The sequence below is a fragment of the Liquorilactobacillus sucicola DSM 21376 = JCM 15457 genome (assembly GCF_000612445.1).
Taxonomy (GTDB): Bacteria; Bacillota; Bacilli; order Lactobacillales; family Lactobacillaceae; genus Liquorilactobacillus; species Liquorilactobacillus sucicola.
This window is the reverse complement of the sequence record NZ_BALC01000005.1, coordinates 66299-85904: the sequence shown is the minus strand read 5'-3', so window position 1 is coordinate 85904 and position 19606 is coordinate 66299. Positions and strand designations below refer to the sequence as shown.

Genomic DNA, 19606 nt, shown 5'->3' with positions numbered 1-19606 from the left:
GTCTCTGATTTAGAATTGTATTCTGTATAAGGACCAAGTAAAAACAAAGAATACCTCGAAGTTGAAGCAAAAAACTTTAACTCTGGAGGTATTTTTTTGTAGCAAAAGATGCAGCATAGCTGATGGTTTAAAAATAAGCTAATTTGTAATTAAACTGGCTTATAGCCGTTTTTTTGCTTAACTAGTATAAATACATTCAAGAGGTATAAAATGCCTCTAATGGCTCGTATGAGCTTTGTAAAATTGTCTTTTAAGGCAAAAAAGGTTATAATTAAACTACAAGTTAAGGGTGGGTGACGTCCGTTGAAAAAGGAAATTTTTTTGAAAACGCAATACATAACACTAGGACAATTTTTAAAGATTGCCGGAATTATTGACTCGGGTGGACAAGCAAAATGGTTTTTGCAGGAGAATAAGGTTTTAGTCAATGGCGAACCTGATGCTCGCCGTGGGCGAAAGTTGCGTGCGGAGGACAAAGTGACAGTCCCCAATGCAGGTACTTTTTTTATGCGCTCTAAGCAGCAGGAAAAATAATGTATTTAAGTGAGCTAACATTGAAAGATTTTCGCAACTACAAAGACGTTAAGATTTCTTTTTCTCCACAAATAAATGTCTTGATCGGCGAAAACGCACAAGGCAAGACCAATTTACTTGAGGCAATTTATGTGCTTGCGATGACAAGAAGCCACAGGACTAGCAATGAACGTGAGCTTTTGACATTTAAAAAAGAGCAAGCAACTATTTGCGGAACAGTTGAGCGCAAATTGGGCAAGCTCAAATTAGAGTTAATGTTAAGCAAAAAGGGAAAAAAAGCAAAAGTGAACCATTTAGAACAAGCACGGCTTTCACAGTATATTGGTCAGATGAATGTGATTTTGTTTGCTCCTGAGGATCTTTCGCTTGTGAAGGGTGCACCGGCGGTCAGAAGAAAATTTGTCAACATGGAATTTGGGCAAATCGACCCGCACTATCTGCATAATCTGAGCCAGTATCGAGCAATCTTGAAGCAGCGCAATAGGTATTTGAAACAACTACAAGCAGGAAAAGCGACGGATCTAGTTTTACTGGGCGTACTTTCAGATCAATTGGCTGCGTTTGGTTCTGAAATAATTGCACGGCGGTTAAAATTTTTAGCGAAACTTGAGAAATATGCGCAGGATATTCAAAAAAGTATAACTTGCTCTAAAGAAGAGCTGACTTTTGAATATGAGTCAAGCATTGCTGAAGTTGCAGCGAAAACGGTTGATGAGCTGTATGGCACCTTGCGCAGTGTTTTGCGGATAACAACAAAAAAGAAATATTTCAAGGAACAACTCTATATGGTCCTCATCGCGATGATGTCCGTTTTTTGATCAATGCTAAAAATGTTCAGACTTACGGTTCACAGGGACAGCAACGGACAACAGCTTTAGCTGTCAAATTGGCTGAAATTGAACTGATGAAAGAAGAAACTGGTGAATATCCAATCCTGCTTTTGGATGACGTTTTATCTGAACTTGACGGAGAAAGACAAACGCATTTATTAAAAACTATTCAGAATAAGGTACAGACCTTTTTGACGACACCTAGTCTGAGTGAAATTACTAGGCAGTTGATTGATGATCCCAAAATTTTTAGGATTGCACATGGGAAAATTGAGCTGAGAGAAGAAAACTAATGAATAACGCTTTTGCTTAAAGTATAGTTTTGAGGAGGAAGAAGTTTGACAGACAAAGAAAAACAAGAAGAGGTAAAAGAAGAGCGTGCCAAGGATTATGATGCAAGTCAGATCCAAGTTCTGGAAGGCCTAGAAGCAGTCAGAAAACGTCCAGGAATGTATATTGGTTCAACCAGCTCACAAGGGCTTCATCATTTAGTTTGGGAAATCATTGATAATGGGATTGACGAAGCACTGGCAGGCTTTGCAGATGAGATCAATGTTATTGTGGAAAAAGACAATAGCATTACTGTTAAAGATAATGGTCGCGGGATACCCGTTGATATTCAGGCTAAAACCGGGCGGCCAGCATTGGAAACTGTTTTTACAATTTTGCACGCTGGAGGAAAATTCGGCGGTGGTGGCTACAAGGTTTCAGGGGGGTTGCACGGCGTTGGTGCATCTGTAGTTAATGCTTTGTCTACTAGTCTTGATGTCAAAGTATTGCGTGACGGAAAAGTCTATGCAATGGATTTTCAAAGGGGAAAAGTGGCCAAAGAAATGCGTGTTCTTGGGACTTGCGGTGAACATGAACATGGCACAATTGTACATTTCTTACCAGATCCAGATATTTTTACGGAAACAACTGTTTATGATATTAAAATATTAACAACGCGAATAAGAGAGCTAGCCTTTTTGAATAAGGGACTTAAGATAACAATTGATGATCTGCGACCAGAAAAACCGACACACAACACTTTCCATTACGAGGGTGGTATCAAACATTATATTGAGTTCTTGAATAAGGGCAAAGAAGTAATCTTTGATGAGCCTATCTATGTTGAGGGAGAACAAAAGGGGATCACGGTCGAAGTTGCATTGCAGTACACTAATGATTATCATTCAAATTTGCTGACTTTTACAAATAATATCCATACTTATGAAGGCGGGACGCATGAAGCAGGATTTAAAACTGCTTTGACACGAGTCATCAATGATTACGCACACAAAAATAATTTGATGAAGGAAAACGAAGATAATTTGTCAGGTGAAGATGTACGTGAGGGATTAACAGCTGTGGTCAGCATTAAGCATCCAAATCCGCAATTTGAAGGACAAACTAAGACAAAACTGGGAAATTCAGATGCACGGACAGTTACGGACCGCATGTTTGCAGAGCACTTTAGCAAGTTTATGATGGAACATCCAGCTGTTGCACACAAAATAATAGATAAAGGTATTCTTGCTTCAAAAGCACGGGTCGCCGCTAAGCGAGCACGAGAGGTGACGCGAAAGAAAAATGGTTTGGAAATCAGTAATTTGCCGGGGAAATTGGCTGATAATACGAGCAAAGATCCTGCTATTTCAGAATTATTTATTGTCGAGGGTGATTCTGCCGGCGGATCTGCCAAACAAGGTCGTTCACGGCTGACACAAGCAATCTTGCCCATTCGGGGAAAGATTCTGAATGTTCAGAAGGCGACCTTAGATCGTATCCTTGCAAATGAAGAGATCCGTTCGTTATTTACAGCTTTGGGAACCGGTTTTGGCAATGAGTTTGATGTTGCTAAAGCTAATTATCATAAGTTGATTATTATGACAGATGCCGATGTCGATGGAGCTCATATCCGTACGCTGCTGTTAACTTTATTCTACAGATTTATGCGGCCGATGATTGACAAGGGCTTTGTGTATATTGCTCAGCCGCCCTTATACCAAGTTCGACAAGGAAAAATGATCAGGTATATCGATTCAGATGAAGAACTGGAAGAAACATTGAGTAAACTGCAACCAAGTCCAAAACCTGCTATTCAGCGATACAAAGGATTAGGGGAAATGGATGCAGAACAACTGTGGGAGACCACAATGGATCCAGAAAAAAGAAGGCTGCTGCAGGTTAGTTTATCTGATGCCGAGGAAGCTAATAATGTTTTTGACATGCTGATGGGGGACAAAGTCGAACCACGGCGCGAGTTCATTGAAACAAATGCGACATTTGTCGAAAACTTGGATGTATAACAATATTTCCGGGGAAATAAATGTTTTTTACTTTATGAAATGTCAGAAATATTTAGAAGTAGGAGGTAAGAATATTGGTTGAGTTACCAAATCGAGTGGAAAAAACTGATTTATCCGGTATTATGCGTAAATCGTTCTTAGATTATGCGATGAGCGTTATTGTAGCCCGGGCTTTGCCGGACGTCCGTGATGGGTTGAAACCAGTTCATCGACGTATTCTGTATGGGATGAATGAGTTAGGTGTTACACCGGAAAAACCGTATAAAAAGTCTGCGAGAATTGTCGGAGACGTAATGGGAAAATATCATCCTCATGGGGATTCAGCTATATATGAGTCAATGGTTCGGATGGCACAGGATTTCAGTTACCGGTACATGCTGGTTGATGGACATGGGAATTTTGGGTCAGTCGATGGTGATGGCGCCGCTGCGATGCGTTATACAGAGGCTCGTATGAGCAAAATAGCAACTGAAATGCTGCGGGATATTAACAAAAATACGATTGATTTTAAAGAAAATTATGATGGTACTGAACGCGAACCCCGAGTTTTACCAGCACGTTTTCCTAATCTGCTAGTTAATGGAGCAACTGGAATTGCTGTTGGAATGACTACTAATATCCCACCCCACAATTTGAAAGAGGTCATTTCTGGTTTACATATCTTGATGGATAATCCAGAAGCAACAACAGCTGATCTGATGGAAGCTATCAAGGGACCAGATTTTCCGACCGGTGCGATTGTTATGGGAAAATCCGGAATAAGGAAGGCATATGAAACTGGCAAGGGAACGGTCACATTACGTGCAAAAGTTGATATTGAAGAAAACAAAGGCGGCAAAGAGGTCATTGTGGTACATGAGATACCATATATGGTCAATAAAGCGAAATTAATTGAGCGCATAGCTGAACTGGCGAGAGAGAAAAAGATTGAAGGAATCACTGATATCAGAGATGAGTCTGACCGCGAAGGAATGCGGATCACGATTGATGTGCGCAAAGACATGAGCGCTTCAGTTGTTTTGAATAACTTGTATAAAATGACATTGATGCAGACGACTTTCAGTTTCAATATGCTAGCAATTGTAAATGGAACACCGCGAATTTTAAACTTAAAACAAATTTTACAGTATTATCTTAAACATCAAGAAAGTGTCATTCGGCGCCGGACTGAGTTTGAATTAAAGAAAGCTCAAGCAAGAGCGCACATTCTGGAAGGATTGCGCATAGCATTAGATCATATTGACGCAATCATTAACATTATTCGTGGTTCAAAAAGCGGTGAGATTGCTAAAGCACGGTTGATTGATGAATACCAATTATCAGACAAGCAAGCACAGGCGATCTTGGATATGCGCTTGGTCAAACTGACTGGTTTGGAACGTGACAAGATTGAAGATGAATATCAGCGACTAATGGAAGCAATTGCTGATTACAAGGATATTTTGGCACACCAAGAGCGAATTGATCAAATTATATACAAAGAACTGCTTGAAATTCAGGAAAAATACGGAGATGAACGGCGAACTGAATTGATGGTAGGCGAGGTTTTGAGCTAGAAGATGAAGATTTGATCGAAGAAGAAGAGGTTGTCGTGACATTGACTCATAATGGGTATGTGAAGCGTCTGCCAACCAGCGAATTCAAAGCACAACGTCGAGGAGGACGCGGGGTTCAAGGAATGGGTGTCCATGATGATGATTTTATCGAGCACTTGATCACAACCTCAACTCATGAGGGGATCTTATTCTTCACTAACATGGGGAAAGTCTACCGGATGAAGGGATACGAAATTCCCGAGTATGGACGCACCGCTAAGGGAATTCCAGTTATTAATTTATTAGGGATCGATTCCGGTGAGAAGATTCAGGCCGTAATTAATGTTTCGAAAGAGAACGAAGGGCAGAATAATTATCTCTTCTTCACTACGCGACAAGGAATCGTCAAAAGAACGGCCGTTGAAGAATTTTCGAACATAAGGAGCAATGGACTTAAGGCTATCACGCTAAAAGAGGGTGATGAGTTGATAGGCGTTCAGATCACTAATGATGAGCGCAATATCATAATTGGAACACACTTAGGTTATGCAGTTAGTTTCGCTGAAAAGGCTGTGCGGTCGATGGGTCGCTCGGCAGCGGGCGTCCGAGGGATTCGTTTGCGCGAAGATGATTATGTAGTTGGTGCGGATATTCTGTATCCTAACAGCCGTGTTTTTGTTATCAGTGAAAAAGGTTTTGGAAAACAAACTGCGGCGGCGGATTATCCAATTAAAGGCCGTGGTGGCAAGGGAATTAAAACTGCCAATATTACTAAGAAAAATGGTCCTTTAGCTGGCTTGACAACAGTGCTTGGGGGAGAAGACATTATGCTGATTACGGATAAAGGGGTAATGATTCGTTTCGGCATTGAAAGTGTTTCTCAAACTGGACGTGCGACACTCGGTGTCCATTTGATTAAGGTTGATGCAGATGCGGTTGTTTCAACTATGGCGAAAGTTGAACCTGAACAAATTCCAGAAACAGCAGAACAAGATACAGACCAGAATTAAAAAATGTATTTTTTGAGAGGATCTCAGTAAGCTTGCGTATTTAATAGTTGTAGGCGCGTCTGAGGTCCTCTTGCATTATTGATCTTTGAATGTTATAATTTTTATTCGTTAGTATCTAACTAGAAATAGCTTTAGATTACTTTCCTTGTTCTTAAAAAATAAGAGCCAATAGTCCATAAGGAGGTGTAAACAGTCATGACTTACGAAATTACTTATATTATCAGCCCAGCAATCGATGAAGCTGCTAAATCTGCTTTGGTAGAACGTTTCGATGGAGTTTTAAAAGATAATGGTGCTGAAGTCGTAGATTCAAAAGACTGGTCTAAGCGTCGTTTTGCTTACGAAATCGGTGGTTTTACAGAAGGTATTTACCATATCGTTAACGTAAAGGCTGATGATGCACAGGCAATCGATGAATTTGATCGTCTTGCTAAGATCAATGAAGGAATCTTGCGTCACATGATAGTTAAACGTGAAGCTTAATTATTTTGAAATTAAAAAAGGAGGAACGGAATCTTGATCAATAGAGCTGTACTTGTAGGTCGATTAACACGTGATCCCGATTTGCGTTATACCGCCAATGGAGTGGCTGTTGCAACTTTCACGGTTGCTGTCAATCGCCAGTTTACTAATCAGCAGGGAGAACGCGAAGCTGATTTTATTAATTGTGTGATTTGGCGTAAAGCAGCGGAAAACTTTGCTAATTTTACGCATAAGGGTTCATTGGTTGGAGTAGATGGGCGAATTCAAACTCGTTCATATGAAAATCAGCAGGGCGTCCGTGTTTATGTGACTGAAATTGTTGTTGACAGTTTCTCATTGCTTGAGTCTCGTTCGCAGTCTGAGCGCTATCAACAGCAGCATGGCGGCAATGATTCGCAAGGTTCCGCTTCTTCTCAAAATGGTTCTAATCCAAACAATGATAATTTGTTTGGAAACTCAACTAAAAACAATTCTGCTAAGGCACAAGATAACAATACAGATGTTGATCCTTTTGCAGATAATGGAAAACAGATAGATATTTCGGATGATGATTTACCATTTTAATCCAAAAGGAGGGAAATTAAATGGCACAACAACGCAGAGGCGGACGCCGTCGCCGTAAGGTTGACTTTATTGCAGCCAACCATATTGACTATATTGATTATAAAGACACAGATCTTTTGAAGCGTTTCATTTCAGAACGAGGAAAGATTTTACCTCGTCGAGTAACGGGAACGAGTGCTAAGAATCAACGTCGTTTGACTATTGCAGTTAAACGTTCGCGTATTATGGGTTTCTTACCATTTGTTACAGAAGATTAAGAAAAATGAAGGCGAGGTTTTCCGAGCCTTATTTTTTTTGTCTTAAAAACTGTTAATTGAAATTTAATACTATATATAGTGCCTTGCGATAGGTAGTTGCCCAATATGTTGAAAAGTCAAGTCTTTTATTTCTTGAAATTAGTGCATATAATAGGACGATGTGAGCTGCTTAAAGAGTAATTCAACTATTGTTTTCTAAGCTGCAGTGATGAAGAGTAATAGTTGATGTTTTTAAGAGCGTTTAAATTTCAAGGGGGACAGCAACAAAATGTTTAATCGATATGTGGATGTGTTGACCAATTTACCAAGTTATTCTAAAAATGTTTTTCGCAAAGGGTACTTTAGCTGGCTGCTACATCAATGTCGTGGTTGGGGAAAGTTCAGTTATGGTTTATTGGTGTTTAACCTTGTGTTGCAGATTTTTTCATTAGTGCAATCATTTGACGTGGCACCACTACAGTCTGTGATCTCGTTTATCGGGGGAAATCTTTCTGTAGCTTGTGTCATTGGAATCTCGAATCGTTCAGGAATTCAAGGCTGGGCAGGTGCAATAAGTGCTGTCTGTATTGCTTCAGTGGGATTTATGGCTGGCAACTATGCGACTGCGTGGGAACAGATTGGCTACCTGCTTTTTCTAGATTTCTTTTGCATTTTGGATCCCAAGTGGAATGACAACATTCAAGCAGAAAAATTTGAGAGTTGGCTGGAGTGGATCGCATACATTGTGTTCTTCGGTTTTGCGTGGGCAGTACTTTATTACATTTTCAGTCTGACTAGTGACCCGCGTGTTTTCTTGGATAGTTTGAATTTGGCAATGGCTATCACCGGTTCACTGCTTGAACTGAATCGAAAACGAGAACAGTATTACGTGTGGACGATAAGTTCAGTTTTTACAATTGCCCTCTGGATGCAAACAATGATTCAAGGAGATGGAAATTTTGCTTTGATCTTCAGTTACAGTGTTTTCTTCTTGAATGACATGTATGCCTTTTTCAGTGTTCGGGGATGGTTTCGTTCGGACACACATACACGAGCTTAATTAATATAGGATAGTAGCAAATAAAGAAAGCCGCGGATAAGTTATTAAAACCGCAGTTTTCTTTTTTTGTGTATGCTTTAAAGTATTATAAAATAATGCATGCAGTGTATGTTTTAGTATCTGGTGTAAGAGTTCGCTGTTTGTGATAAAATAGAAGGCACGATGAACTTTCAGTGTTTTATGCTATCATATAAAGCTGTATACTGTACTGATTAGAGAAATTAAAATTGATTAGAACTAGGAACAGCTTTTAATCTGATTAACAGTTTTTGTTAATATCACAGAATGTGAGGAGAAGATAGTGAAACAAATTTTTTCGAAGGATTTCTGGCATCTGCCAGATTTTATGAAAAACAGTAAAATAATGTTAATCGCAATTTTTCTTTTGCTGCTCTCAATAGTTTGCGAGATAATGGCATTTATCGTGAATCCGATCTTAGGACTGGTTCTTTTGGTCTTGGTTTTGTTAACGATAGGTGTAGCTTTTTATACGCTGAAGGAAATTACTGAAGATACTAACGAGTATATCTCGGATTTGTCTTATCGAATTAAGCGTGGAGAGCAAGAATCATTGATAAAAATGCCGATTGGTATTTTATTTTTGAGTGAAAAAGGCGAAATAGAGTGGATCAATCCATATTTGCAAAAGTATTTCGGAAAGAATGAAGTTTTAGGAAAGCAGATTGCAGAAGTTGATGAAGAATTAGCTTCTCTAATCAAGAAAAATTCGAAAGCAAAGGATGCGCAAGAAGTTTCTTGGGGAGACCGTCAATTTCAAATGCTGATCCAAAATGACATTCATGCTGTATATTTGATGGATGTAACTCGATATGCTCAAATTGAACAGCACGATCGGGAGACGGGAATTGTCGTTGGCCAGATTTTCTTAGATAATTACGATGAGGTTACTCAGACAATGACTGATAAAAAAGTTTCCAACTTAAGCAATTATGTCACTAATGAATTGTCGAATTGGGCTAAACGTTTTGAAATGTATCTAAAACGTGTTGATGACGATCATTTTTTTGTAGTAGCTTATACGGGAGTTTTAAAGCAGTTGGAGGATGAGAAGTTCAAAATATTGGATCGTATTCGTGAACGGACTTCAAAACAAAATTTTCCACTTACATTGAGTATTGGAATCGCTTATGATGATGATAATCTGGCTGCTTTGGCTCGATTGGCACAAAGTAATTTAGATTTGGCACTCGGACGTGGTGGGGATCAAGTCGTGGTGAAAACACCCAACGGGCAAGCACGTTTTTATGGCGGCAAAACAAATCCGATGGAAAAGCGGACTCGTGTTCGTGCGCGTATGATTTCTCAGGCATTACAGGAATTGATGGGGCAGTCGGATCAAGTTTTTGTAATGGGACATAAGCAGCCTGATATGGATTCCGTCGGTGCATGTCTCGGTATTAGACGGATTGCTGCTATGAACAAGAAAAAATGTTGGATTGTTATTGATAAAGATAACCTGCATTCGGACGTAGTTCGCCTGATGGAGGAACTTGGACAGTATCCTGATATCAAAGGCAAGATTATTTCAACTGAAGAGGCGTTGGAAAAAACAACAGAGCGCAGCCTGCTGATAATGGTTGATCATTCTAAACCCTCAATATCAGCCAGCGAAGAGCTTTATGCTAAGTTAATCAATCGGGTAATGGTGATTGATCACCATCGGCGCGGTGAGGAGTTCCCTGAGAACCCTATTTTAGTTTATATTGAACCTTATGCCTCATCTACCTGTGAGTTGATAACAGAAATGTTTGAGTATCAATCAAAAGAAAGCGATCCAATCAACAAAATTGAAGCAACAGCGATGTTGACGGGAATTATCGTAGACACAAGATCGTTCTCTTTGAGGACAGGAACCAGAACATTTGATGCGGCTAGTTATCTGCGGTCAGTCGGTGCAGATTCTGCTATGTCGCAGCATTTTATGAAAGAAAATGCCGATAATTTTCTACAACGTAATCATTTGATTGATCGTGTAGAGTTTATTGGTGATGATATTGCTTTATGTGCAGGAGAAGAAGAGAAGAGTTATGACCCAGTAACTGCAGCTCAAGCTGCGGATGCTCTCCTTACGGTCAGCGGAGTAGAAGCATCATTTGTTGTCACACAGCGTCAGGATGGCAAAGTAGGCATATCAGCACGCAGCAATGGCAAAGCGAATGTACAAGTTGTCATGGAGCAGCTCGGCGGTGGCGGACATCTTTCTAATGCTGCAACACAATTGGAAGATGTTTCTGTCAGCGAAGCACGAGAACAACTTTTGAATATTCTGAAAAAAGAAGATTAAAGTTTTATTTTGAGGAGGAATTGGAATGAAAGTTATTTTTGTACAAGATGTTAGAGGCAAGGGCAAACGTGGGGAAATCAAGAGTATTCCAGACGGGTACGCTAATTTTTTGATAAAAGCAAATAAAGCTAAGGCTGCAACTGCCCAAGCTTTGAGTCAACTGAAGGCACAGAAACGTGCTGAAGAGAAAAAAGATGCTGAGACTTTAGCAGAAGCAAAAGTTCTCAAAGAGAAGTTGGAATCCGGTGAAATGGTTGTCGAATTGAAAGCCAAAGCTGGAGAAGATGGAAGGCTTTTTGGTTCGATTACAAGCAAGCAGGTAGCACAAACACTTGCCAAGCAGTATGGTTTAAAGATTGATAAACGTAAGATGGAGTTACCAGAACCGATTAAAGCTCTTGGGTACACTAATATTCCTGTTAAATTGCATAATCAGGTTACTGCTAAAATCAGAGTGCATGTAGCAGAAAAATAAGTGTTTTTGGTAGATTTAGCAGTATATTTGATGTTGCAGCGTATTTGGAGTGAGAGGAAAAAAGATGAGTAATGATGTTTTAACAGATCATTTACCGCCACAGAATATTGAAGCTGAACAAGCTGTCTTGGGCTCGATTTTTTTGCGCTCGGATGCATTAGTTGAAGCAATGGAATATTTGCAGCCTGATGATTTTTATCGACGTTCGCATCAGATAATTTTTCAAGCAATGATTGATTTAAATAATCAAGATGAAGTAATCGATGTTGTTACGATGAATGATTATTTGAGTGCTAAAAATCAAAGTGAAGATGTCGGGGGGGTCAGCTATATTGCTGAATTAGCGACAGCCGTTCCGACTGCAGCTAATGTGGCTTATTATGCGCGAATTGTTGAGGAAAAAGCAATTATGCGCCGGTTGATAGCAACTGCTTCGAATATCGTTACCCAAACTTACAGTCAAGAAGAAGATGTCCCAACATTATTAGATGATGCTGAACGGCAAATTATGGATGTTTCTGAACGCCGAAATCGCAGCGGATTTAAATCAATTACGGATGTCTTGAATAATACGATTGAACAGATTGACAAACTATATCAGAACAACGAAGATATAACAGGTCTAGCAACCGGCTATAATGAATTAGACAAAATGACTGCTGGTCTGCAACCTGATAATCTAATCATTCTAGCTGCTCGTCCCGCTGTCGGTAAAACAGCTTTTGCGTTGAATATAGCACAAAATGTGGGCACTAAGACGGATCAAACTGTAGCGATCTTCTCGCTGGAAATGAGTGCAGAATCATTAGTTAATCGAATGCTCTGCGCCGAGGGAAGTGTGAATGCTAATCACCTACGGACGGGACAATTGAATGATGAAGAGTGGCAGAATTTGGTTGTCGCTATGGGTTCATTGTCACAGGCATCAATATATATTGATGATACTCCAGGAATTAAAATGGCTGAAATAAGGGCTAAATGTCGTCGTTTAGCGAAGGAAAAGGGCAATTTGGGATTGATAGTCGTCGACTACCTTCAGTTGATTGAGGGAACTAATAAGGAGAGTAGGCAGCAAGAGGTTTCTGAAATCTCACGACAACTTAAAAAATTAGCTAAAGAATTATCAGTGCCAGTGATTGCCTTGTCACAGCTTTCACGTGGAGTTGAGCAACGGCAAGATAAGCGTCCTGTTTTGTCTGATATTCGTGAATCAGGATCCATTGAACAAGATGCTGATATTGTTGCTTTCTTGTACCGAGATGACTATTACGAACGGCAAGAGGGCGACGAGAATGAAGGCAACGGTAGCAAAGATGATGAGACACAGGATGTTGGTGAGGTAGAAGTGATCATTGAGAAAAACCGTTCTGGTCCGCGTGGAACAGTGAAACTTTTATTCGTAAAATCATATAATAAGTTTTCATCAGTGGCGTATGTCCTGATAATGGTTAAAGAGATAAACCATTATAAGCAATGAAAAGTCAAAAGAAGCAAGGTTAAAATTTAAATTTTAACCTTGTTTCTTTGTTTATTTCGCATAAATGTGGCCCTAGTTTTAATCAAGGGCAGATTGTGAAGAACAGTCGTTTTACCAGTTGGACATGGAGCGGCTGAAACGTGGTATATGGGGATGACTTGAAACTACGAAAAAATGTATTTAAGTTCGGCTTCAAGGTAGGCCGAAAAAAAGAAATTTCGACTAATCTGAACGACACTACGGAGCCTCCTTAGGACCGTCTATTCAGCTAGGTGAGATCTTTCGGTGATTTATTTGTGGCTTAGCATATGTTCAAAATAAGGCTTGCACTGCCTAGTTTAAAGTTCGTTATTTTCGTATTTAAAAAAACTTTTTTTTGTAATTATTCGTTATTTACTTGAAAGATTAACTTTTGACTGATACAATTATCGAGGTTAATGATTAAGAGAATGTTGCGCAGTTTGTATAAATCATTTAATGAGGTGAAATTCAATGTCATCAATAGTAGTTGTAGGTAGTCAATGGGGCGATGAAGGAAAGGGAAAAATTACGGATTTCCTAAGTCACGATGCAGATGTAATAGCCCGGTATCAAGGCGGTGACAATGCAGGACATACGATCGTATTTGGCGGAGAAACCTTCAAACTTCGTTTAATACCATCTGGAATTTTCTATTCTTCCAAAACAAGTGTAATCGGCAACGGTGTAGTACTGAACCCTAAATCCTTGGTAGAGGAATTAAAATACCTAAAGGATCGTGGGGTTTCAACCGATAATTTGCGCATTTCAGATCGTGCACATGTTATTCTGCCTTACCATATTCTCTTAGATGGATTACAAGAGAAAGCTAAAAAAGATCAGAAGATCGGAACAACTAACAAAGGAATTGGACCAGCATATATGGATAAAGCAGCACGGATTGGTATTCGTGTGGCAGATTTGCTGGATAAGGAGATTTTTGAGGCAAAATTGCGTCAAAATCTTGAGGAAAAGAATCAGGAATTTACACGTTTCTACGACCATGAGCCTTTGAAATTTGAGGACATTTTTGAACCTTATTATGAATATGGGCAACAATTTAAAGATAATGTTGCGGATACTTCAGTAATTTTGAATGATGCACTTGATGACGGCAAAAAAGTTTTATTTGAAGGCGCACAAGGTTATGCTTGATATTGATCAGGGAACTTACCCATTCGTAACTTCGTCGAACCCAGTTGCTGGCGGAGTGACAATCGGTAGCGGAGTTGGACCTTCTAAAATTGACAAAGTAGTAGGGGCATGCAAGGCCTATACTTCAAGAGTGGGTGATGGACCATTCCCAACAGAACTGAATAATGAAACAGGGAATTTTATTCGCGAAGCAGGACATGAGTATGGAACTGTTACACATCGTCCACGGCGCATCGGCTGGTTCGACAGTGTGGTGTTGCGCCATGCGAAGCGTGTTTCGGGACTGACTAACCTTTGTTTGAACTGTGTGGACGTATTAACCGGTTTAGATGAGATAAAGATTTGTACATCATATGAACTGGATGGAAAAACTATCTATCACTATCCAGCAAGTTTGAAGCAATTAAGTAAGTGCAAACCAGTTTATGAAACGCTGCCGGGATGGAAAGAGGATATTACACATATTAAGAAGCTTGAAGATCTGCCTGTCAATGCGCGCAACTATATAAAGAAGATTGAAGAATTAGTGGGTGTTAGGATTTCAACTTTCTCGGTAGGGCCTGATCGTGAGCAGACTAATGTTTTAGACAATGTATGGGAACAAATCTAACCACTGTTTAGTGAAGTAAAATTTATTGAATAAAATTTCAGATTTCTTAGGCTCATTTATTTACAAATGAGAGTAAATAATGGAGCACGTTTATACGAAAAAATGCAGGAGCTAGGTTAAAAGTTAAATTTTGAAGTGCTCTATAATAGTTAGACAAAAATCTAATTATTATGGAGCGCTTTTTATGACCAAATATACGTATGAATTCAAAGTTAAATTAGTTCAAGGGTACTGGAGTGGAGATGTTTCTTACCCTGATTTAATGCGTAAATATAATATTTCAAGTATGACAACTATTCGAAAATGGGTTATGCAAGCAAGTGCACGTGGATTGGCTCAAGATTTATTTTTTGACCAATCCTTTTTAGCTGTACGAAACTCGCCGCAGTAGTAGTTAAAACTGATTAAGACAGGAACTCAAGTGCATGCTTGCTATTTTGACGAATAAAAACAGCAAAAATTTTTTTGAGCAAGGAATCCCTTATTTGGCGCCGTGAAAAGGACATAGCTCAAATATTGATAATATGTTATCCTCGTTTTTTGACCTTAACCGTTATAGAATGAAGATGAATGTTCATTAAAAGATTGATGTCTAGCAAAACTGTCTTGTGGTCCATAGAGAGTACGGTGCTAAGAGTTAATTGTTATAGGAGTGATGATAAATGGCATTTTCTAATGATACAGAAAAGGCGATCAGGACAGTTATGAAACAAAAAGCATGCACATACGAGGAAGCGATAGCTTTTTTAATTGATGTCGTACAAAAGCAAAGATCTGTGAACTAAGAAGTTGCGGTTCAGCCTTGCTGCCAGGGGAGTGTGAGGTTGATGTTGGCTCTAAGTTCTTTTTCTTGCTTAAGAAGTCTTAGCTGTCTTTGCTTTCGTTCAGAATATTTTGAGCAAATGCTTTTTTCTTCTTCTGACATGGGGATGACAGAATCCAATGAAATGTTTTTGTCAAGGACGACAAAAGTTAAAAAAGCGGTTGCTCCCAGAAAACGTTCACCTGTTTCAAGATGTTCTCCGATTATTTTTGCGAAAACTTCAATTGAACGCTTTCCGACACCGCTAACATAGGTTTCAATATAGAAAAAGTCTTGTAGCTTGAAAGGTGCAATAAATGTGAAACGGTCAAGCGAAGCAGTAGCTGTTTTTTTGTGTGCAACATAAGATGCGGAAATTGAGGCAGTGCTATCCAGTAATTCAAGCAAACGTCCGCCGTAAACAGTTTCATGTTCGTTTAAGTCGCTTGCAAGCACACGGTGGCTTGTAATTGCTAAAGTTTGTCGACAATTCATAGTGGTTTTAGAACCTCCCAGAGCTTTTTATTTGAGTTTTTAGTATCATGATAGCACATTAATAAAAGCTATGAAAAATACGAAGAAGGCCATCAATGTTTCATGTGAAACATTGATGGCCTTCTTGACGAAATAGTACTCATTTTTTAATGTATTTTATTCCAATCCCCGTCAATCCACTCAAAAAAGAAAAGAGTGGTGAAAACAAACTAAAAAAAACAAAAGGAAGATACGAGAAGGTGGAAATACCAAATGTTCCAGCAACGAAGCTGCCTGCTACTCCCCAAGGGATAAGGTAGTTAATGACTGTGCCGCCGTCTTCAAGGGCACGGCCTAGGACAACAGGATCAAGTTGCTTACGTTTGTAGACAGTTTTAAATGCATTTCCCGGTAAGATCACGGATAGAAACTGTTCGCCAACAAAAATATTAGTGCCAATGCTTGCTAAGAGCGTTGCACTGATTAAACTGACAGTGGATCCTAATTTTTGAGCTAAAGCGTTCATAACAGTTTCGATTAAGCCGGTTTCCATGAGAAGCCCTCCCAACGATAGTGTCAAAATAATCAAGGCAACTGTTGGCATCATGCTCTCAATTCCACCACGTGAAAGAAGGAGATCGATCTGCTTATTGTCTGTGTGAGAAACAAAACCACTCTCAATAACGACTCCAAGTGATCTAAAACTAGTATGTGGATTTTGAATAAGGATCATACCGATAGAGATGCAGATATTTAGTAGGATAGTAAAGACAGCTGGAACCTTTTTCCAAGCGCAGATAAACATAAAGAGAATAGGAATCACTGCCCAGAAGGAAATTGAAAAATTCTTTTCCAGAATGGAAACTACCTCGTCAATCTGGCTTAGGCTGGCACTGTGATTATTCCAACCTAATATGGCAAACAAAACCAGTGAGCAAACAAAAGCTGGAATGGTTGACCACATCAAATTTTTAATATGTTTGAACAAATCGGCCTCAACGACGGCAGCGGTCAAGTTAGTGGACTCCGATAGGGGCGACATTTTATCACCGAATATTGCTCCAGAAACGATGGCTCCGACCACTAAAGCTGAATTCAAACCGAGGGTTGTGCCGATGCCAAAAAAAGCTATTCCAATAGTTGACATGACGGTAAAAGCACTTCCGACGGCGCTCCCAACAACAGCGCAGACAATAAAAATTGATGGAACAAAAAATTTAAGACTGAGGATCTTGAAACCAACTACCATTAAAGTTGGAATGATCCCTGCTTTGATCCAGACGGCAATTAGTGAACCTACCAAAATAAAAATGAAGATTGGGACGATCCCAGGCTGAATTCCAGTAATAATGCCCTTGTTTAGAAGTGCAAGGGGGAAGCCGCGGAATAGGGTATAAAGCATAGTAAGACTGATTGAAAATAAAATTGCGATACTAGGGGCTATTTTTAAAACTATAACACCTGTAGAAATACTTAATATGATTATTGCAAGAACGATACTTGCTTCTAGTAATGAGACTTTTTTGGAACGCATGGATTTAACCTCCTGATAATAAATTTAATTTTTGTAAGAAATTACATATTACTGTGGCAAAAAAATATCCCTAGCTTTTTAGCTAAGGACGATTTCACTCGTGGTACCACCTTAATTTTAAAACGAATAAACGTTTTTCTTTAAAAGAGTATTTAAAAATAAACAAACCGGTTCAACGTAATTCGAAGTTTAAGCTTGATCGGTTCGCAGCAACCACCGACTTTCTTAACGATTGGCTTAAATTCTACTGGATTGAACTAATAATTGTGCGACATGAGCTAGATGTTATACTATGTGGCATATCTTGTCAAATTTTAAGCATATTTTTTGCAGAAGCACTTTAGTGTACTTGCACAGAGAGGACTGTCAGCTCTTTTAATAATAGGGTTGACACTAAAATCTCAGCATGTTAATCTTTTTGTAATCTAATAACTGAACGTTAAATGTCATAACAAGTAGTTTTTCTATCTGGGTGTCAGGAAGTCGGTGGTTGCTGCGAACCGATCAGGGTAGTTTGACGAAATACATTGACAGAGTTTCTCTGAACGGTTAATAACTAGACTCCGTTATCGTCTAGTGAGTGGAAGATTAGTTTTTTGTATCTTCAAACTGGGTGGTAACACGGAATGTCGTCCCTATTGCAATTATTGCAGTAGGGGCTTTTTTTAGTTTAAAAAGGGATGATAGAAATGCATGGAGTTTTTGGTGGAATAGCTGCTTATCAGCGCTGAAGTTAAATAGTGTAAATGATGACCGAGCTTTAATGAAAAAGGGAGTGGATTAAATGAAAGAGGTTAAAAGGGTTAGTCTGGTTGAGGCAAGTGGTATTTTGTTTTTAGTGTTACTAATAATGGGGATTGGTGTGATTGGTTTTGGACTCTCGCCACAAGTTCCTGTTATGTTGGCAATGGGAGCAATTATTCTGTGGGCAAAAGTAAGACGATTTAGTTGGGCAAGTGTCAATCTGGGCATTAAAGACGGAATAGAAAAGGGAATTATTCCTATTTTTATTTTTATACTGATTGGTGCCATGATCAGCACGTGGATCGCAGCAGGGACGATTCCATCATTGATGGTTACAGGATTCAAAATAATAAGTGTTCGCTGGTTTCTGCCATCTGTTTTTGTAGTGTGCACATTAGTTGGTGCAGCAGTGGGGAGTGCTTTTACAGTAGCATCGACAGTCGGCATCGCTTTTATGGGCATGGGAATAACAATGGGATTAAATTCAGCGATGATAGCAGGTGCTATTATTTCAGGTGCCATATTTGGTGATAAACTTTCACCACTTTCTGAAACCAATAATCTGGCTTCAGCAGTGGTGGACACAGAATTATTTGAACATATCAAAAACCTTTTATGGTCAACTCTTCCAGCGGGGATATTGACGACTGTCTTGTTTATGATAATGGGACATGATAACTCTACCATGAGTCTGGATCGAATCAAGCGAACAGTTGCTATTTTAGATGCGCATTTTAACATTTCTCTTTGGGCAATAATTCCAATTATTCTGGTTTTTGTATGCGCAGCTATTAAAATGCCGGCAGTTCCAACAATGTTGTTAAATATTTTTGTCACGAGTGTTATGATTTTTATCCAGAATCCACGACTCCCGTTAAAGCAGTTAGCGAGCATCATTACAAATGGCTTTGTTGCAAAAACTGGAGATACGACTGTCAACACGCTTTTATCACGTGGAGGGATTGTCAGTATGATGCCAACCGTTGCTTTAATTGTTTTGACTTTATCGCTCGGCGGACTTTTAGTCAGATTTGGATTAATAAAAACTGTAATGGATCCCTTGGGAGCACATCTTAATAGCTCAGGTAAGCTGATAGCGGCGGGGATTTTTACATGTATTGGTGTTAATGTATTCGTTGGCGAACAATTTTTATCGATTATTTTACCTGGGCGGGCATTTAAACGAATGTTTAATGCTGGTGGTTTGGCGAATAACGCGTTAGGTCGAGTTCTTGAAGATGGTGGTACGGTTATTAACTACTTAGTTCCGTGGGGAGTAGGTGGAGTTTTTTTGGCTAATACCTTGAGCGTGCCCACGTTGCACTACCTGCCTTTTGTTTTCTTCAGCCTCCTATGTCCTCTTTTTTCACTTTTGAGCGGCTTTACAGGAATAGGTTTAAAACGGAGTATTTCTCCCCAATCGGCGGAAAGTTCGAGACTTGTAGAAGAAAAGCAGAGCAATTAGTACT

The 19606-nt window shown here is 39.4% G+C and carries 14 protein-coding genes and 3 pseudogenes; 15 read left to right on the top strand and 2 right to left on the bottom strand.

The window, feature by feature from the left end:
- Positions 1 to 303: 303 nt before the first annotated feature.
- From yaaA to JCM15457_RS12540, 14 genes and pseudogenes are all read left to right on the top strand, one after another.
- The gene (gene yaaA / locus JCM15457_RS08890) at positions 304 to 534 is read left to right on the top strand and encodes a S4 domain-containing protein YaaA (protein WP_034989420.1); all 231 of its coding nucleotides are present in this window, start codon (positions 304 to 306) and stop codon (positions 532 to 534) included.
- Positions 534 to 1657, top strand: a pseudogene (gene recF, locus JCM15457_RS08885) (DNA replication/repair protein RecF). The gene yaaA and the pseudogene recF overlap by 1 nt, the downstream one beginning before the upstream one ends.
- A gap of 45 nt (positions 1658 to 1702) precedes the next feature.
- Entirely contained in the window at positions 1703 to 3655 is a 1953-nt protein-coding gene (gene gyrB / locus JCM15457_RS08880; RefSeq protein WP_034989417.1) for a DNA topoisomerase (ATP-hydrolyzing) subunit B, read from the top strand.
- Between the two features lie 74 nt (positions 3656 to 3729).
- A pseudogene (gene gyrA / locus JCM15457_RS08875) lies at positions 3730 to 6200 on the top strand (DNA gyrase subunit A).
- Positions 6201 to 6395: 195 nt separating this feature from the next.
- Positions 6396 to 6683, top strand: coding sequence for a 30S ribosomal protein S6 (gene rpsF, locus JCM15457_RS08870; RefSeq protein WP_034989414.1), 288 nt, complete (start codon positions 6396 to 6398; stop codon positions 6681 to 6683).
- A gap of 33 nt (positions 6684 to 6716) precedes the next feature.
- Entirely contained in the window at positions 6717 to 7247 is a 531-nt protein-coding gene (ssb, locus tag JCM15457_RS08865) for a single-stranded DNA-binding protein (RefSeq protein WP_034989412.1), read from the top strand.
- A 20-nt stretch (positions 7248 to 7267) separates the two neighbouring features.
- Positions 7268 to 7504 carry a 30S ribosomal protein S18 gene (gene rpsR, locus JCM15457_RS08860; RefSeq protein ID WP_034989410.1) on the top strand — a complete coding sequence of 79 codons (237 nt, stop codon included), beginning with the start codon at positions 7268 to 7270 and terminating at the stop codon, positions 7502 to 7504.
- 268 nt (positions 7505 to 7772) lie between these two features.
- The gene (gene pnuC / locus JCM15457_RS08855; RefSeq protein WP_034989407.1) at positions 7773 to 8543 is read left to right on the top strand and encodes a nicotinamide riboside transporter PnuC; all 771 of its coding nucleotides are present in this window, start codon (positions 7773 to 7775) and stop codon (positions 8541 to 8543) included.
- 301 nt (positions 8544 to 8844) lie between these two features.
- Positions 8845 to 10848, top strand: coding sequence for a DHH family phosphoesterase (locus JCM15457_RS08850; protein ID WP_034989406.1), 2004 nt, complete (start codon positions 8845 to 8847; stop codon positions 10846 to 10848).
- Positions 10849 to 10873: 25 nt separating this feature from the next.
- Positions 10874 to 11323: a 50S ribosomal protein L9 gene (gene rplI, locus JCM15457_RS08845; RefSeq protein WP_034989405.1), complete on the top strand. Its 450-nt coding sequence runs from the start codon at positions 10874 to 10876 to the stop codon at positions 11321 to 11323.
- A 64-nt stretch (positions 11324 to 11387) separates the two neighbouring features.
- Complete coding sequence (gene dnaB, locus JCM15457_RS08840) at positions 11388 to 12800, top strand: replicative DNA helicase (protein WP_051993413.1); 1413 nt, start codon at positions 11388 to 11390, stop codon at positions 12798 to 12800.
- Positions 12801 to 13292: 492 nt separating this feature from the next.
- Positions 13293 to 14583, top strand: a pseudogene (locus JCM15457_RS08835) (adenylosuccinate synthase).
- A 184-nt stretch (positions 14584 to 14767) separates the two neighbouring features.
- Positions 14768 to 14974: a helix-turn-helix domain-containing protein gene (locus tag JCM15457_RS08830; RefSeq protein WP_034989403.1), complete on the top strand. Its 207-nt coding sequence runs from the start codon at positions 14768 to 14770 to the stop codon at positions 14972 to 14974.
- A gap of 271 nt (positions 14975 to 15245) precedes the next feature.
- Positions 15246 to 15368: a hypothetical protein gene (locus tag JCM15457_RS12540; protein WP_268870130.1), complete on the top strand. Its 123-nt coding sequence runs from the start codon at positions 15246 to 15248 to the stop codon at positions 15366 to 15368.
- An 11-nt stretch (positions 15369 to 15379) separates the two neighbouring features.
- On the opposite strand, the gene JCM15457_RS08825 is transcribed toward JCM15457_RS12540, so the two are convergent.
- Both JCM15457_RS08825 and nhaC (JCM15457_RS08820) read right to left on the bottom strand, forming a co-directional pair.
- Positions 15380 to 15880, bottom strand: a complete 501-nt coding sequence (locus tag JCM15457_RS08825) for an acyl-CoA thioesterase (protein WP_034989402.1) — start codon at positions 15878 to 15880, stop codon at positions 15380 to 15382.
- Positions 15881 to 16019: 139 nt separating this feature from the next.
- The gene (nhaC, locus tag JCM15457_RS08820) at positions 16020 to 17393 is read right to left on the bottom strand and encodes a Na+/H+ antiporter NhaC (RefSeq protein WP_034989397.1); all 1374 of its coding nucleotides are present in this window, start codon (positions 17391 to 17393) and stop codon (positions 16020 to 16022) included.
- Between the two features lie 784 nt (positions 17394 to 18177).
- Between nhaC (JCM15457_RS08820) and nhaC (JCM15457_RS08815) the strand changes: the two genes are divergently transcribed.
- Positions 18178 to 19602, top strand: coding sequence for a Na+/H+ antiporter NhaC (gene nhaC, locus JCM15457_RS08815; protein ID WP_034989396.1), 1425 nt, complete (start codon positions 18178 to 18180; stop codon positions 19600 to 19602).
- The last annotated feature ends 4 nt before the right edge of the window (positions 19603 to 19606 follow it).